This window comes from Gymnodinialimonas ceratoperidinii (genome assembly GCF_019297855.1).
Classification (GTDB): Bacteria; Pseudomonadota; Alphaproteobacteria; order Rhodobacterales; family Rhodobacteraceae; genus Gymnodinialimonas; species Gymnodinialimonas ceratoperidinii.
In genome coordinates this window covers 3,208,460-3,223,823 of record NZ_CP079194.1, presented here as the reverse complement: position 1 = coordinate 3,223,823, position 15,364 = coordinate 3,208,460, and the positions used below count along the sequence as shown (strand labels likewise).

17 protein-coding genes are annotated in these 15,364 nt (G+C 65.5%); 16 read left to right on the top strand and 1 reads right to left on the bottom strand.

Going from position 1 to position 15,364, the window contains the following annotated elements; all coding sequences use genetic code 11:
- The first annotated feature begins 30 nt into the window (after positions 1 to 30).
- Positions 31 to 420, top strand: a complete 390-nt coding sequence (locus KYE46_RS15655) for a hypothetical protein (RefSeq protein WP_219001864.1) — start codon at positions 31 to 33, stop codon at positions 418 to 420.
- Between the two features lie 127 nt (positions 421 to 547).
- On the opposite strand, the gene KYE46_RS15650 is transcribed toward KYE46_RS15655, so the two are convergent.
- Positions 548 to 751, bottom strand: coding sequence for a DUF1127 domain-containing protein (locus KYE46_RS15650; protein WP_219001862.1), 204 nt, complete (start codon positions 749 to 751; stop codon positions 548 to 550).
- A gap of 363 nt (positions 752 to 1,114) precedes the next feature.
- On the opposite strand from KYE46_RS15650, the gene ruvC reads away from it, so the two are divergent.
- The 15 genes from ruvC (at position 1,115) to ftsH (ending at position 15,328) form a co-directional block, all read left to right on the top strand.
- Positions 1,115 to 1,618 carry a crossover junction endodeoxyribonuclease RuvC gene (gene ruvC, locus KYE46_RS15645; protein ID WP_219001860.1) on the top strand — a complete coding sequence of 168 codons (504 nt, stop codon included), beginning with the start codon at positions 1,115 to 1,117 and terminating at the stop codon, positions 1,616 to 1,618.
- The gene (gene ruvA / locus KYE46_RS15640; protein WP_219001858.1) at positions 1,615 to 2,277 is read left to right on the top strand and encodes a Holliday junction branch migration protein RuvA; all 663 of its coding nucleotides are present in this window, start codon (positions 1,615 to 1,617) and stop codon (positions 2,275 to 2,277) included. Before ruvC ends, ruvA begins: the two co-directional genes overlap by 4 nt.
- A 64-nt stretch (positions 2,278 to 2,341) precedes the next feature.
- Complete coding sequence (ruvB, locus tag KYE46_RS15635) at positions 2,342 to 3,352, top strand: Holliday junction branch migration DNA helicase RuvB (protein ID WP_219001855.1); 1,011 nt, start codon at positions 2,342 to 2,344, stop codon at positions 3,350 to 3,352.
- A gap of 74 nt (positions 3,353 to 3,426) precedes the next feature.
- Positions 3,427 to 4,254 (top strand): Ivy family c-type lysozyme inhibitor, encoded by an 828-nt coding sequence (locus KYE46_RS15630; RefSeq protein ID WP_219001853.1) that lies wholly within the window; start codon positions 3,427 to 3,429, stop codon positions 4,252 to 4,254.
- Positions 4,251 to 4,883 (top strand): hypothetical protein, encoded by a 633-nt coding sequence (locus tag KYE46_RS15625; RefSeq protein WP_219001851.1) that lies wholly within the window; start codon positions 4,251 to 4,253, stop codon positions 4,881 to 4,883. The genes KYE46_RS15630 and KYE46_RS15625 overlap by 4 nt, the downstream gene beginning before the upstream one ends.
- Positions 4,880 to 5,290, top strand: a complete 411-nt coding sequence (gene ybgC, locus KYE46_RS15620) for a tol-pal system-associated acyl-CoA thioesterase (protein WP_219001849.1) — start codon at positions 4,880 to 4,882, stop codon at positions 5,288 to 5,290. The genes KYE46_RS15625 and ybgC overlap by 4 nt, the downstream gene beginning before the upstream one ends.
- Before the next feature lie 123 nt (positions 5,291 to 5,413).
- On the top strand, positions 5,414 to 6,106 hold the full coding sequence (gene tolQ / locus KYE46_RS15615) for a protein TolQ (protein ID WP_219001846.1): 693 nt from the start codon (positions 5,414 to 5,416) through the stop codon (positions 6,104 to 6,106).
- Positions 6,106 to 6,591, top strand: coding sequence for a protein TolR (gene tolR, locus KYE46_RS15610; RefSeq protein ID WP_219001844.1), 486 nt, complete (start codon positions 6,106 to 6,108; stop codon positions 6,589 to 6,591). The genes tolQ and tolR overlap by 1 nt, the downstream gene beginning before the upstream one ends.
- 7 nt (positions 6,592 to 6,598) lie before the next feature.
- Positions 6,599 to 7,771, top strand: a complete 1,173-nt coding sequence (locus KYE46_RS15605) for a hypothetical protein (RefSeq protein ID WP_219001842.1) — start codon at positions 6,599 to 6,601, stop codon at positions 7,769 to 7,771.
- Between the two features lie 167 nt (positions 7,772 to 7,938).
- Positions 7,939 to 9,291 (top strand): hypothetical protein, encoded by a 1,353-nt coding sequence (locus KYE46_RS15600; RefSeq protein WP_219001840.1) that lies wholly within the window; start codon positions 7,939 to 7,941, stop codon positions 9,289 to 9,291.
- A gap of 37 nt (positions 9,292 to 9,328) precedes the next feature.
- On the top strand, positions 9,329 to 10,666 hold the full coding sequence (tolB, locus tag KYE46_RS15595) for a Tol-Pal system beta propeller repeat protein TolB (protein ID WP_219001838.1): 1,338 nt from the start codon (positions 9,329 to 9,331) through the stop codon (positions 10,664 to 10,666).
- Between the two features lie 75 nt (positions 10,667 to 10,741).
- Positions 10,742 to 11,251 (top strand): peptidoglycan-associated lipoprotein Pal, encoded by a 510-nt coding sequence (pal, locus tag KYE46_RS15590; RefSeq protein ID WP_219001836.1) that lies wholly within the window; start codon positions 10,742 to 10,744, stop codon positions 11,249 to 11,251.
- A gap of 1 nt (position 11,252) precedes the next feature.
- Positions 11,253 to 12,089: a tol-pal system protein YbgF gene (ybgF, locus tag KYE46_RS15585; RefSeq protein WP_219001834.1), complete on the top strand. Its 837-nt coding sequence runs from the start codon at positions 11,253 to 11,255 to the stop codon at positions 12,087 to 12,089.
- Entirely contained in the window at positions 12,086 to 13,336 is a 1,251-nt protein-coding gene (gene tilS / locus KYE46_RS15580; RefSeq protein ID WP_219001831.1) for a tRNA lysidine(34) synthetase TilS, read from the top strand. Before ybgF ends, tilS begins: the two co-directional genes overlap by 4 nt.
- A 78-nt stretch (positions 13,337 to 13,414) precedes the next feature.
- Positions 13,415 to 15,328 (top strand): ATP-dependent zinc metalloprotease FtsH, encoded by a 1,914-nt coding sequence (gene ftsH, locus KYE46_RS15575; protein ID WP_219001830.1) that lies wholly within the window; start codon positions 13,415 to 13,417, stop codon positions 15,326 to 15,328.
- Positions 15,329 to 15,364 lie beyond the last annotated feature (36 nt).

Sequence of the window (15,364 nt, the reverse complement as noted above, 5' to 3'; positions counted from 1 at the left end):
GGTGGGGGCAGTAACGAGTAGAGCTGCCCAATGGTAAATGAAACAGAAAGCTTTCACGAACGGCTGAACCGGATTCAGCGCGTTCGTCGTCGCAACCGCGGCGGAATGGGCTTTGTCATACATCCCGACGGGATCGTGACGCCCATCGGTAGATCTTCGTCGAGACTACGGTTTGGATTCCCCCTGCGCGGGCTCATCCTGGGCCTGATCGCTGCAATCGCGGTGAAGTCCTACTTGATGTGGGCGCTCGGGATCGAGATCTACGCGCTGAATATTCAATCGCTGCTTTCAGGCACGGCCTTCGAACAACTCGCGGCCATGGTCCTGATGCCGGATGCCCTGTCCCTGTGGGTGACCGAGCGCTACGACGCGATCTACGCCTTCATGCAGGCTGGCTTGGCGGCAAGCAACGCGGCCTGACTTCCGCGATTTCCAAGACGTAGGGCCTGCGCAGGTGCTATTCGCGCGGGCCAGTTGAGCGAACACAAAAAAGCGGCGTAGGGATGCACCCTCGCCGCCTATTGCGTTTCGAGTTGTTCAGCGGCGCTTAGCCGATGCGACGACCCTGCGCGATGTCGTCGATGTCGCCACGGCACAGGCCGAGGTCGTCAAGCTCGCGGTTGGACAGCGAGGAGAGCGCCTTGCGCGTTACGCGCGCGTCATTCCAGATAGCAATCTGGGCAACCAGATTGGAGAGTACACGGGTTGCGCTGAAGCCTGCGCCGAGAGGGCGATTGGTGATCGAGGCCATAGGTCTCATCCTTTCCAGTTCTGTGTTGTATCTCTTGACGGTGGTTCATCCGTGCCGTCGATAGGCGGCAGATAGTAGGGCGATCTGACTCGGGCAAGAATAATTACTGCATGTGTCCTATGCGTTTTATGCATAGCTTTACCGGTCCGTAAGGCGCTGATATAGTTAACATTTTATAGACTTTACGCGCGTCAACGCGATTGAGCCCAATGCCGCCTCTGCGCAAATTTTAAGCGGCTGTCGAAAACAGATGGTGATCCGTCGAATCTGACCCTCGGCCGCATGACTTCTTGGCGATGTTCGCGTTTCGTGCTAACGAAAGCGAAAGCCGGGAAACGGTGAACGTCGGGCGGAGCGGGCAGAATGCGAATAATTGGGATCGATCCGGGGCTCAGAACGCTCGGGTGGGGCGTGATCGAAGCTGAAGGCGGGCGCTTGCGTCATGTGGCGAACGGCCAGTGCTGCTCTGAAGGCGGCGTCCTCGCGGAACGGTTGCTGTCCCTGCATACCCAACTCAGCGCCGTCGTGGCGCGCTATCTGCCCGAGGCCGCTGCCGTCGAGCAAACCTTCGTCAACCGTGATGGAGCCGGGACCCTGAAACTGGGTCAGGCGCGGGGCATTGCCATGCTGGTGCCGGCGCAAGCGGGGCTGATCGTCGGAGAATATGCGCCGAACGCGGTCAAGAAAGCGGTCGTGGGCGTCGGTCATGCCGACAAGAAGCAGGTCGAGCATATGGTGCGCCTGCAACTTCCCGGCTGCGCGCCCGTGGGCTCGGATGCCGCCGATGCGCTGGCCATCGCGATCTGCCATTCCTTTCATGTCGCAACGTCTGCGCGGCTGGCCACGGCAATCGGAGCGGCGCGATGATCGGCAAGTTGACAGGACGTCTGGATTACAAAGCGTCAGATCACGCGCTGATCGACGTGGGCGGGGTCGGCTACGTCGTCCATTGCTCGGACCGGACGCTGGCGGCCTTGCCGGGCAGCGGGGAAATCGTGTCGCTCTACACCGAGATGCTGGTGCGCGAGGATTTGTTGCAGCTGTTCGGCTTTGTCACGCCTTACGAGAAGGAATGGCACCGGTTGCTGACCTCGGTCCAAGGCGTGGGCGCCAAGGCGTCGATGGCGATCCTTGGCACCTTGGGCGCGGAGGGCGCGTCGCGGGCGATTACCCTGGGTGATGCCACGGCCATCAAGGCCGCGCCGGGTGTCGGGCCCAAACTCGCGCAGCGCGTGGTGATGGAACTGAAAGACAAGGCGCCCGCCGTGATGGCCATGGGCGGCACCCTGGACGCGGCCATGGATGCGGTGGTGGAGGATGACAGGCCCGGTGATGCCGCGCCGGCCAAGCCCGCGCCGGTTCGCCGTCCGGCCTCGAACGCTCAGGCGGAAGCCTTGTCGGCGCTGCAAAATCTGGGCTACGGCCCCTCTGACGCGGCGCAGGCTGTGGCGCAGGCGGCCGAGAATGCCTCGGACACGGCGGACCTGATCCGTCAGGCGCTCCGGCTGCTGGCCCCGAAGGATTGAGCCTGATGCCGATGCATCACGAACCATGCTTCAAGCCCGCCATCGGTTGCCATAAGGAGGCACCATGACCGAGCCTGATCCCACCCTCCGTGCTGACCGTTTGCCTGACGACGACCGCGCGCTGCGCCCACAATCGCTGGATGATTTCACCGGGCAGGAGGAGGCGCGCGCCAACCTGCGCGTTTTCGTGGAAAGCGCCCGGCGGCGAGGCGAGGCGATGGACCACGTGTTGTTTCACGGACCTCCCGGCCTTGGCAAAACGACGCTGGCGCAGATCATGGCGAAGGAATTGGGCGTCGGCTTTCGGATGACCTCGGGGCCGGTGCTGGCGAAGGCCGGGGATCTTGCGGCGATCCTCACGAACCTCGAGGCCCATGACGTTTTGTTCATCGACGAAATCCACCGTCTGAACCCGGTGGTGGAAGAGATCCTCTACCCCGCACTGGAAGATTTCGAGTTGGACCTCGTGATCGGCGAAGGCCCCGCCGCGCGCACCGTGCGGATCGAGTTGCAGCCTTTCACACTCGTCGGCGCCACGACGCGCCTCGGGCTGCTGACCACGCCGCTGCGGGACCGCTTCGGCATTCCGACGCGGCTGAATTTCTACACCACCGACGAGTTGGACAAGATCGTCGCCCGTGGTGCGCGGTTGGCGGGGATCGACGCCGATCCCAAGGGCACCGCCGAGATTGCCAAACGCGCGCGCGGCACGCCCCGCATCGCCGGGCGCCTGCTGCGGCGGGTGATCGACTTTGCCGTCGTCGAAGGCAATGGCCGCCTGACGCAGGAAATCGCCGACAGCGCGTTGACCCGGCTGGGTGTCGACGAGTTGGGGCTCGACGGGGCGGACCGGCGTTACCTCAAGCTGATTGCCGAGAATTATCATGGAGGCCCCGTGGGCATTGAAACCGTGGCCGCTGCCCTGGCCGAGCCGCGCGATGCGCTGGAAGAGGTGATCGAGCCGTTCTTGCTGCAACAGGGCCTGATCGCGCGCACCCCGCGCGGCCGTATGCTGGCGCACAAGGGCTGGACCCATCTCGGGTTGCAGCCTCCGCGCCCCGACACTTTCATCTAGGCGCCATTCCGTACCATAAGAGGGCCGAAAGCCCGGCCGTTTCCGGCTCGGACGCGATGACCATGGAGAGTGATGTGACCCGCTTATCGATGATCGCCCTCGCGGGCGCGCTTCTGGCGACACCGACCCAGGCCGAGATCCCGTTCGCCTACGAAGAGGCGCTGAGCACCCGCTATGGCGAGATCCACGTTGTCGGGCAGGGTTTCGAGTTCAACCTCTGGCACAATCAGGAGCCCTTGCCGCTTCCCCAGGACGCCCGCTGGTGGGCGCAATGGAGTGCCGAGGGGGAGGGCGCTTACGACTGGGTGCTGGCCGCGCACCACCATGGCGGCAATGCCTGCGGCGGCGGTTACTACCTCTTGCGATTGGATGCGGACGGGGTGGACCAGAGCCCCGAAATCTCGGACTGCGACGGACGGCTCCTCGACATCCGCACCGGCGATGGGTGGATCGAATTGGACCGGAAGGATCGCGACATACGCGTGTCACTGGTGACGATCCGCTGGCAGGGCGCGAATTACTCCGAGACCTTCCATTACGCGCCGCCCGCCCCGCCCGCAGGCGCAGGAGCGGACGTCACCCGTTGGATCGGCGTGCATGGGTTCGAGATCCTGCAAGACGCGAGCGAGCGCGCTCGTTTCGCGACGGTCATGGCGCCAGCCGAGATGCAGGACCTCGCCATGCGCTTGAGTGTCGGCAGCGGTGTCCGACAGGAAGGCGACTGGGTCGTCGCGACCGGCTGCATGGCGCATTCCTGCGGGCTCGAGATGGGCGCGCTCGGCATAAGGATCAGCGACGGCGCGGTGGCAGCGATCATCCGCAGTCAGGGGCTCGATGACCGCGTCTACGGGCTCGGCGATGACAGAACATTTCGAAACGCGGTGGCGGAGGGCCTGCAATGAGCGATCCTAGCGAAATCGAGGCACTCTTCACACGGGCGGACGGGCAATTCCTCTTTGCGCGGTGGGGGCGGCCCATCGTGCCGATCGTCTTCGGCGTGGAGGACAGCACGATTTCCGTCTTCAAAGGTGCGATCGAGTCGGTCGTCGCTCTGGCCGATCACAAGATGGCCGAGCACGATCCCGAGTTGGGTGCGAACCTGATGGTCTTCTTCCTGCGCGAATGGGACGAGCTGACCGACACTCCGAACCTCGACCGGCTGATCCCCGACGTCGCGCCCCTCGTCGAGCGTTTGAAACAGGCGCAGGCCAACCAGTATCGCAGCTTCCGCTTCGATGAAGAGGGCGGCATCAAGGCGGCCTTCGTCTTCATCCGCATGGATGACGCGATGGCGCAAGCCAGCGCCGACACCATCGCGCTGTCGCAGATCGTTCAGACGATCCTGCTGTGGAGCGATACCGCCTTCCAGAACGCTTCGCCGCTTGCGGTGTTGCAGGATGACGGCCCCGCCGTGCTGAAACCCGACATCGCCGAGGTGATCCGCGCGTCCTATGATCCGGTCCTGCCGGTGGCCGCGACCGACCCGTCGCATGCGTTGCGCATTTTCGCGCGGATGGGGCAGACGCAATGATCCATCGCTGGCCGCTCCGCGTGTATTACGAAGACGTCGATCTGGCGGGCATCGTCTATTATGCGAACTATCTGAAATACCTCGAACGCGGCCGCTCCGAGATGGTGCGCGAGGCGGGTATCTCGCAGCTCGACATGAAGGCGGCGGGGTTGGTTTTTGCCGTCCGGCGGGTCGAGGCCGACTATCTGAAGCCCGCCAAATACGATGATGAACTGGTCATCGAGACGCAGCTCGACGCCCTGAAAGGCGCGAGTTTCGACATGCCGCAAAGGGTGCTGCGGGGCGAGGAAGTCCTGCTAGAGGCCCGAATCAAAGTGGTAATTCTAGACGAACAGGGCCGCGCGGCCCGACTTCCGGCGGATATTCGCGCAAAAGTCACAGCGATCACGGCATGTGACAGCCCGTGACGCAGAAGTGTTCGCCATAGGTCTTCCCAACTGCTAAACTTAGGCACAAATGAGGCGCATCAAAAACAGCGCCCTATCGTGACACACGGTGTTGAGGCCGGGGCAGAGGACAGCAGAAGACTTATGGAAACCGAAACGCTCGCGTTGGCGAATGAGGCGGACTTTACCCTCATCGCGCTTTTCTTTCGTGCAAGCCTGATCGTTCAGTTGGTCATGATCGCCTTGATGGTGGCCTCTGTCTGGGTCTGGGCGATTGCCTTCTCCAAATTCGCCATGTTCCGGCGCTCTCGGGCCAATGCCGCCGCTTTCGACGCGGCCTTCTGGTCGGGCGAGCCGCTGGACGAGTTCTATGACAAGGTGGCCGATGCGCCGCGCTCGGCCTCGGAGAGGGTCTTCGTCGCCGGCATGACCGAATGGCGCCGTTCCCTGCGCGACGATGGCGCGCTGATCCCCGGCGTGCAGCAGCGCGTCGACCGCTCGATGGATGTGGCCATCGCCCGCGAAAGCGCGCGGATGACCAACGGTTTGACCTTCCTCGCCACCACCGGCGCCACCGCGCCCTTCGTGGGCCTTTTCGGCACCGTCTGGGGCATCATGCGGTCGTTTCAGGAGATCGCAATTTCCGGTCAGACCTCGCTTGCCGTCGTTGCTCCGGGTATCGCCGAGGCGCTTCTGGCCACGGGCCTCGGCCTTCTGGCGGCTATTCCGGCGGTTATCCTCTACAACAAGTTGTCCAATGACGCGGACGGCATCGTCGGCACGTACGAGAGCTTTGCCGACGAATTCTCCACCCTGCTGAGCAGGCAGCTCGACTGATGGGCGCGTCGGTGGCCAACAGGGGCGGCGGGACGCGTCGTCGGGGGCGGGCACGGCGCGGTGGCGCGAAGCCCATGTCCGAGATCAACGTCACGCCCTTCGTGGACGTGATGCTCTGCCTGCTGATCATCTTCATGGTTGCCGCGCCGCTGATGACGGTAGGCGTGCCGATCGACCTGCCTGACACCTCGGCCGAAGCCCTGCCGAGCGAACAGGAAGAACCGCTGACCGTGACACTGGCGGCTGACGGGCGCGTCATGCTCCAGACCACCGAGGTCGCGCGGGACGAGATCATTCCGCGCCTGCAGGCGATCGCGGCCGAGCGTGACAGCCCCCGCATCTTCGTCCGTGCCGATGGTGGTATCCCCTATGAGCAGGTGATGGAGGTCATGGGCGCGCTCAACGCGGGCGGTTTCCGCGAGATTGGCCTCGTCACCGACGCGGGCGGACCGCGTCTCGACGGCAACCCGGAAGTCGGGGAGTGACGCTGCCATGCGCCGGTCCCTCTACGCCTCTGCGTCCATACACGTCGCGCTTCTCGCCTGGTTGGCGTTTGGCGGGCTGCTGTTTGACCGGAGCCCGGATGTAGAGTTCGAGGTCACGGGCGTGACCCTGATGTCGGTGGCGGAATTCGACGCCCTGACCCGCGCGACACCGACGCCGGAAGTGGTCGAACAACCGGCAGCGCTGGCGCAACCTGAGGCGACGGAAGAGGCGCCGTCAGCCTCTGCCGCCGAAGCGCCGCCCCCCGCGCAGGACGTTCCCGCCGAGACCCAGGCGCCCCCGCCCGAGCAGATGCCGGCGCCGGTGGAGCCGGTCCCCGAAACCGAGGTGACCGACGAAGTGGCCGCCTTGGCACCGCCACCGGGCGCCCCGGAGGCAGAGGCCTCTCCCACGCCGCGCCCCGAAAGCGCGCCGCGTGTCGCACCCGTCGCCGCACCGATGCCCGAGCCCGAGGCAGAGACCGCGCCGGAGGTACTGGAACAGATTACCGAACCCGAAGTGACCGACGAGACGCCCGTCGAAGAGACGCCCGACACGGCGCCGGAAGAGGCGACGACGGAAATCGTGACGGAGGCCGATGAGCCGGCTGCGGCACCGCGCGGTCCGACCTCTTCGGTCCGGCCCACCGCACGCCCGGCGCGTCCCGCGCCGGTGGAAGAGCCCGTGGAGGTCGCGGTCGAGACGCCGACGGAACCCACGCCCGAGGCGCCGGTGGAGGCTGAGCCCGAGCCGGAGACCCCGGTCGATCCGATGGCAGCCGCCATCGCCGAGGCCGTGGCCGATGCCGTGGAAACGCCTACACCCGCGCCGGCGCCCACGCCCGCTGCGCCGACGTCACCTCCCCTGTCCCAAGGGGTGCGCGACGGGTTCCGTGTTGCCGTTCAGGCCTGCTGGAACGTCGGCGCGCTCTCGACCGAGGCGCTCAACACCACAGTCGTGCTGGCCTTCGACATGGCCCGCGACGCCCGGCCAGACGCGGGCACGATCCGCATGATCGAGTTCTCCGGCGGGTCGGAAGCCGCGGCGAACCAGGCCTTCGAGGCCGCCCGCCGCGCGATCATCCGCTGTGGCGCGAATGGTTTTGACTTGCCGATCGAAAGCTATGATCGTTGGAGCCAGATCGAATTGGTCTTCAACCCGGAGGGGATGCGCCTGAGATGATCCCAGTGTCTCCAGACCCCGGCTTTCGCGACGCGCGCCAGCGAGTCTGGCAGTGCGGAAGTCTTGCCCGGGGTCTGGCGCATCGCAGCATCAAGGCGCGTGTGGCTTTTGCTAGGCTCGCGATCCTCTGCGGACTGGTTGCGGCACCCTTGGCGGCTCAGACCGCCTTGGAAGATCGCCCCGGCCGCTGGATCACCAATTCACGCGCGGCTGAGGCTGTGCAAACCGCGCCCGCAGGCAACATGCCGGTGATGGAGGCTCCTGCCTCCGGGCCTCTCATCCCTGTCGCGCCAGCGCCGCGTTTCATCATTTCCGCGCCGTCTGCATCCGGCGGGCCGCTGCTGACGCCGTCGGGTTCCATCTCGATTGCCGGACAGCGCACTGTTCCGGGCATCAGGCCGGTTCCCCGGCCAACTGAGATCGCCGCCGTCGATCCCGCGCCCGAGGAGGCCGCACCGGCGCAGATAACCGAGACGGCGCCGACCCCGCTCCCGCAAGCTGCCGAGACCCTCGCCGTGGCCGAAGCCATCGCCGCGGACCTTGCGGCGCAGGCGCGTACGATCGCGATTGCAGCACCGCGCGAGGTGCCGGGTGCGGAAGGCATCGCGCCGGATGAGGCCATCGCGCGCACTGATCCCGCGGCGTCTGAAATTCCAGCCTACAGCCCTGTCGCCCCTGCGGTCGTGCCCGCACTCTCCGTTGCGTCCTGGGCCGAGACGCCGCCTTCGCCAGTGCGCGCGGGCGCGGCGGTGCTGCGGATCGACGCCGGTCCCCGCGCGCGCGCCTTGCCGCAGCCGGTGGCCTTTGTGATGTCGCCGCCAGACCAAGCGCCGATCCTGCCGCGGCTCACCCCGTCGGGGCCCGTTGCCTCAGCGCGGGTCGCGGCCCTTGCAGCGCCTGAGGCGCCTGCAGGCTCAACGCATCTTCAACCCTACGCCCCTGACAGGCCGACGCGCCTGCCGCGCCTGCGCCGGCTCGCATCGCCGGCCTTCGACCCTTTCCCGCGCTCCGCGCTGCCGCCCCCCGTTCTGGGTGAGGCCCCTGATACGCTGCTCCGCGCGATCCAGCCGCCGCGACCGTTTGCAGGCAATAATTCTGCCGTGGTCTTTGGCGAGGCCTCGGTCATCCCCGCGCGGCTTCCGGTTCTTCCGGCGCCCGTGACACCCGCGCGCGAGGCGCCGGTCTCCGATCCGGACGCGGCGGTCACCCTTCCCGAGCCCGACCGCGCCGCCTTGGCGCGGATGGTGAACGACGCCACGATCTGCTGGCGCTTGGCCGACATGTCGGTCGAGGCGCAATGGGCGCGGCTTTCGGTTGACGTGGCCTTGGACGAGACAAACATGCCCGCGTCACAGTCCATTCGCCTCACGGGATTTGCCCATGCCGTCTCCAACGCGGCGGAAGATGCCTACCGTGCAGCCCAAAGCGCCCTAGTTGCCTGTGCTGAAGCGACGGACAACCTGCCCGCCACAGCCGCCGCGACACTTGTATTCGATCGTAACGGGGTGCGTCTGAGATGATCCGCAGCCCAATGGAAGTCACAACAGGAGGTCTCAAATGTTGAACCGCCGACACTTTATCCACGCCACCTCGGCCCTCGCCGCGTCGACCGCACTGCCGGGCTACGCCTTCGCGCAAGCGGGGCCCTTGCGGCTTGAAATCACCGAGGGCGTGATCGAGCCACTGCCCTTCGCCTTGCCGACGTTCATCCCGCAGGGCGGGGCCAATGATGCGGCCGCCGACATCAGCCGGGTCATCGCGGCGGACCTCCGCGGGACAGGCCTGTTCCGGCAGATCCCGCCAGAGGCCTATATCAGCCAGATCACCAACTTCACGGCACCGGTCGCCTATGCCGATTGGCAGGCCATCAACGCGCAGGCCTTGATCACGGGCGAGGTCGAGCAGCGAGCCGACGGGCAGCTCGTGGTGCGCTTCCGCCTGTTCGATGTTTTCAGCCAGGCACCCCTTGGGGAAGGCCTGCAATTCGTCGGGCCTGCCGACAGCTGGCGTCGCATGGCCCACACGGTCGCCGATCAGGTCTACAGCAGGATCACCGGCGAGGGCGGCTACTTCGACACCCGCGTGGCGTTCATCGCCGAGGAGGGCCCCAAGAACGCCCGCCTTAAGCGGCTCGCGATCATGGATTACGACGGCGCCAACGTGCAGTACCTGACCGACTCGCGCTCCATCGTGCTGGCGCCGCGCTTCTCGCCGCAGGGGGATCGCATCCTCTACACCAGCTACGAGAGCGGTTTCCCGCAGGTCTACATCATGGACGTGGCCACGGTGCAGCGCCGTCCACTGGAGGCCATTCCGGCCGAGACCATGACGTTCTCGCCGCGGTTCAGCCCGTCGGGGCAATCGGTGGTCTTCAGCCTTGTCGAAGGCTCCAACACCGACATCTTCTCCCTCGATCTGGCAACCGGTACGCGCACACGGCTGACGCAAACGCCCTCGATCGAGACCGCACCCTCCTTCTCGCCCGACGGCAGCGAGATCACCTTCGAGAGCGATCGCTCGGGCGGGCCGCAGATCTATGTCATGTCCGCCACCGGCGGTGAGCCCCGGCGCATCTCGGCGGGGACCGGGCGCTATGGCACGCCGGTCTGGTCGCCGCGCGGTGACTACATCGCCTTCACCAAGCAGGAGAACGGCCGCTTCCACATCGGCGTGATGCGCGCCGACGGCTCGGACGAGCGCCTTCTCACATCTTCGTTCCTTGACGAAGGCCCGACTTGGGCGCCTAACGGCCGCGTATTGATGTTTACCCGCGAGACACCGGGAGACGACGGCGCGCCGGCTGTCTACTCGGTCGATATCTCGGGTCGAAACCTGCAGCGTGTGGCGACACCCGGGATGGCATCGGACCCTGCCTGGTCGCCGTTGCAGACGTAATTGACACTCTCCGTTGGCCGGGGCGCCATGCCCATGCTAAACTGGACAAAACTGAAGATCCGAGGATCAGAGCACATGACAATTTCTTTCCTGAAGCCAACTATTCTGGTGGCAACGCTTGCCTTGGCGGCCTGTTCGCAGGGCGGCATCAACGGCGCGGGCGTCAATGGCGCGGGCGCGGCAGCCGGTCTTTCGGCAGGCGGCGTCAACGACCCGTCGAGCCCCGCCTATTTCAACGAGGTCGTCGGTGACCGTGTCCTGTTTGCCGTGGATCAATCCACACTGTCGGCACAGGCACAGGGCATTCTGGCGGGGCAGGCCCGGTGGCTCATGTCCAACCCCGAGTTCACGGCCCTGATCGAAGGCCATGCGGATGAGCAGGGCACGCGTGAATACAACCTTGCTCTCGGCGCGCGCCGGGCGGCTGCGGTTCAGGAATACCTGCTGAGCCAAGGCGTGCCACGCTCGCGCCTGCGCACGATCTCCTACGGCAAGGAGCGTCCGCTGCAGATCTGCTCGACGGAGGTGTGCTACAGCCAGAACCGCCGCGCCGTGACGGTGATTTCCGCCGGTCTGGGGGCCTGACATGCGGCTTGCACTGGCATTTTGCTGCGCCCTCGTCGCAGCCCCTGCCGCCGCGCAGGACAACACGCAGACCCTCGCCGACATCCGGCAGGAGCTGTCGATCCTCTATGTCGAAATCCAACGGCTTCGCGGTGAGCTGAACACCACCGGCGGGGCAACTGGATCGGGCGGTGGTGCCACCACGCTCGACCGGGTCAACGCGATCGAGGCCGAGGTGACCCGTCTGACAGCCCTGACCGAACGGCTGCAGCTGGACGTCGACAGCGTCGTGCGTGACGGCACCAACCGGATCGGCGATCTGGAGTTCCGCCTCTGCGAGCTGGAGCCTGATTGCGACATCAGCTCGCTCGGTGAGACCCCCTCGCTCGGTGGTGTGACGGCCGAGACCGCAGGTGCAAGCGCGCCGTCGGTTCAAGCGACACCGCTTCCCGCGACTCCTCAGCCTTCGGGTTTGGCCGTGGCAGAGCAAGGGGACTTCGACCGCGCCAACGCCGCGTTTGAGAACGGCGACTTCGCCGACGCGGTGACGGCGTTCCAGACCTTCGTCGACACCTACCCCGGATCGCCGCTCTCGGCCGATGCGCATTACCTGAGGGGGGAGGCGGAAGCCAACCTCGACCGCTGGAACCCGGCGGCGCGTGCCTTCCTCGCGTCCTTCTCCGCCGCGCCGGACGGGCCGCGCGCACCTACGGCGCTCACTTCTCTCGGGGTCGCTCTGGCGCAAATTGGCCAGCCGGAGGAAGCCTGCCTGACGCTCGCGGAAGTCTCCGTGCGCTATCCGGGCAGCCCCTCGGTCGCTGAGGCTCAAGCCGAGATGGGACGCTTGGGCTGCCAGTGACGGCAGACCTGCCTCAGCGCTTTGCCGATCAGATGGGTCGGCTTCTGGGCCCCGATTTCCCTTCAAAAATCGCCCTCGCCGTCAGCGGCGGGGGCGACAGCATGACGATGCTCGCCTTGGCGCATGAATGGTCGCGCAGCTTCGGTGTGGCTTTGCATGTGGTCACCGTGGACCACGGGCTGAGGCCGGAGAGCCGCGCCGAGGCGGCGCTTGTCGCAGAGGAATGCGCGACGCTCGGGCATCCCCACAGCGTGCTGAACTGGCAGTGGGACGGGCAGGGCAACCTGCAAGACGCGGCCCGACGCGCACGTCTGCGACTGATTGGCGATTGGCGCGGAAAGATTGCCCACGTTCTGCTGGCCCACACTCAGGACGACCAGGCGGAAACCCTCCTCATGCGCTTGGCGCGCGGCTCGGGGGTGGAGGGCCTCTCCGCCATGGCGCCGACGCGCGATATGGGCGGCTGGCAGATCGTCCGCCCGCTTCTGTCCGAGCGGCGCGCCACCCTTCGCCACCATATCGACGTGCTGAAGGTGCCCTACGTCGACGACCCGACGAATGAGGACGACAGCTACGAGCGCGTACGCATGCGCAAGGCGATCTCGGCCCTCGACCTCGATGTCACGGTACTATCCGACACGGCGGATCGCATGGCCCGCGCCCGGGAAGCGCTGGCCGCGAGGGCCGCTGATGTCGCCCGAACCTGCGTGACCGAGACCGAATTCGGCGAGCTGCTCATAGACCGAGACCGCTTTGCAACCGTCGAGCGCGATACGCAACTGCGGCTTCTGGCAGCCGCCGTGCAATGGATCACCGGCGCGTCCTATCGTCCGCGCGCAAAAGCGCTCGATCTCCTGCTGGACCGCGCCCTGGGCGGGGCGGGGGGCACGCTGCAGGGCGCGGAGCTGCGCGTCACCAAGATGTGTCTGCAAATTCTGCGCGAGTTCTCGCCGCTTCAACATGTGCTGCAAGCCGCGCCGGAGGCGCGGCTTTGGGACGGAAGATGGCGCATCATCGGGACCGGATTGGACGGCGCGAATGTGCGCGCGCTCGGGCCAGAGGGATGGGCGCAAATGCCGAAAGAGACGGTGTCAAAGGGGCTTAGCCACAGCGTCGCAGTGACCCTGCCTGCGCTGTTCAAGGATGGTGAACTCGTAGGGTTTGCGCCCGCATCCTACGGCCTGCCGCACCGGATCGAATTGTGTCCGCACGGTGGATCATTCGTCGCATCCTTGCTTTCGCGTTGAACTCAGCGCCTTACAGCTTATCTTAGAGAAAACGCGTGGGTTCAGACCCGCGCCTTCCCCCGTTTGAGGAGACGTGCCTTGGGCAACGCGCGAAATATCGCATTTTGGGTCATCCTGTTTCTTTTGATCCTGGCTCTTTTCAACCTGTTTTCAGGTGGTCAAAGCCAAGTGAACAGCCGCACGGTGGCTTATTCCGATTTTGTCGAACAGGTTGAAAGCGGTGGCGTTCTGTCGGCCACGCTGGATGGCGAAAACGTCCAGTTCACGACCAGCGAGGGGACGTTCTCGACGATTGCGCCGGCCGATGCCGAGACGACGAGCACGTTGCTCACCAATGACGTCCGCATCGAGGCGCGCGCGCAGCAGCAGTCGGGTTTCCTGAGCATCCTGTCGCTGTGGCTGCCGGTTCTGGTGCTGATCGGCATCTGGATCTTCTTCATGAACCGGATGCAGGGCGGCGGCAAAGGTGGCGCGATGGGCTTCGGCAAGTCCAAGGCCAAGCTGCTGACCGAAAAGCACGGCCGGGTGACGTTTGATGACGTGGCCGGCATCGACGAGGCCAAGGAAGAACTCGAGGAAATCGTCGAGTTCCTGCGCAATCCTCAGAAATTCTCGCGTCTCGGCGGCAAGATCCCCAAGGGCGCGCTGCTGGTGGGCCCTCCGGGCACCGGTAAGACGCTGCTGGCGCGCGCCATCGCCGGTGAGGCGGGCGTGCCCTTCTTCACCATCTCGGGCTCCGACTTCGTCGAGATGTTCGTGGGCGTCGGCGCAAGCCGTGTGCGCGATATGTTCGAGCAGGCGAAAAAGAACGCGCCCTGCATCGTTTTCATCGACGAGATCGACGCCGTGGGCCGGTCCCGTGGCGCGGGCTACGGCGGCGGCAATGACGAGCGTGAGCAGACGCTGAACCAGTTGCTGGTGGAGATGGACGGCTTCGAGGCCAACGAGGGCATCATCATCGTCGCGGCCACCAACCGCCCCGACGTGCTCGACCCCGCGCTGTTGCGCCCGGGCCGTTTCGACCGTCAGGTGCAGGTGCCCAACCCCGACATCAAGGGCCGCGAGCGCATTCTCGGCGTTCACGCCCGCAAGGTGCCGCTCGGCCCCGATGTGGACCTGCGCATCATCGCGCGCGGCACGCCCGGCTTCTCGGGCGCCGACCTCGCGAACCTGGTGAACGAAAGTGCGCTGATGGCGGCGCGGATCGGCCGTCGTTTCGTGACGATGGATGATTTCGAGAGCGCCAAGGACAAGGTCATGATGGGCAGCGAGCGCCGCTCCATGGTCATGACCGAGGACGAGAAGAAGCTGACCGCCTATCACGAGGCCGGTCACGCCATCGTCGGTCTGAACGTTCCCGATCACGACCCGATCCACAAAGCCACGATCATTCCTCGCGGCCGCGCGCTCGGTCTTGTCCTGTCGCTGCCCGAGCGGGATCAGCTGTCGGTCAGCTATCGCAAATACACCTCCAAGATCGCCATGGCGATGGGTGGACGTGTGGCGGAGGAACTGGTCTTCGGGAAGGAGAACATCACGTCGGGCGCGTCTTCGGACATCCAGCAGGTCACCAAGATCGCCCGCGCGATGGTTACGCAATTCGGCTACGCGGAAGAGCTCGGCTACGTGGATTATGCGAACGAACAGCAGTCCCATCTGGGCGCTTATGGCGGGGGTACAAACCACTCCGCCGCGACGCAGAAGATCATCGACGACAAGGTCAAGGAACTGGTGGAAGAAGGCTACCAGACGGCGAAGCGCATCCTGACTGAGAAGCGCGACGATCTGGAGCGCCTGGCGCAGGGCCTTCTGGAATACGAGACCCTGACCGGCAACGAGATCACCAAGGTCATCGCCGGAGAGCCGCTGACCCGTGGCGACGATGACGACGAAGCGCCGTCCTCGGGTGGCACGCCCTCGGTCACCGCGATCCCGAAGCTGAAGCCGAAGTCGAAGCCGTCTGGCGATATGGAGCCGGAACCGTCTTCGTAAGGCGCGCCTAGGAAAAGCATCAAAAAAGCCCCGTCC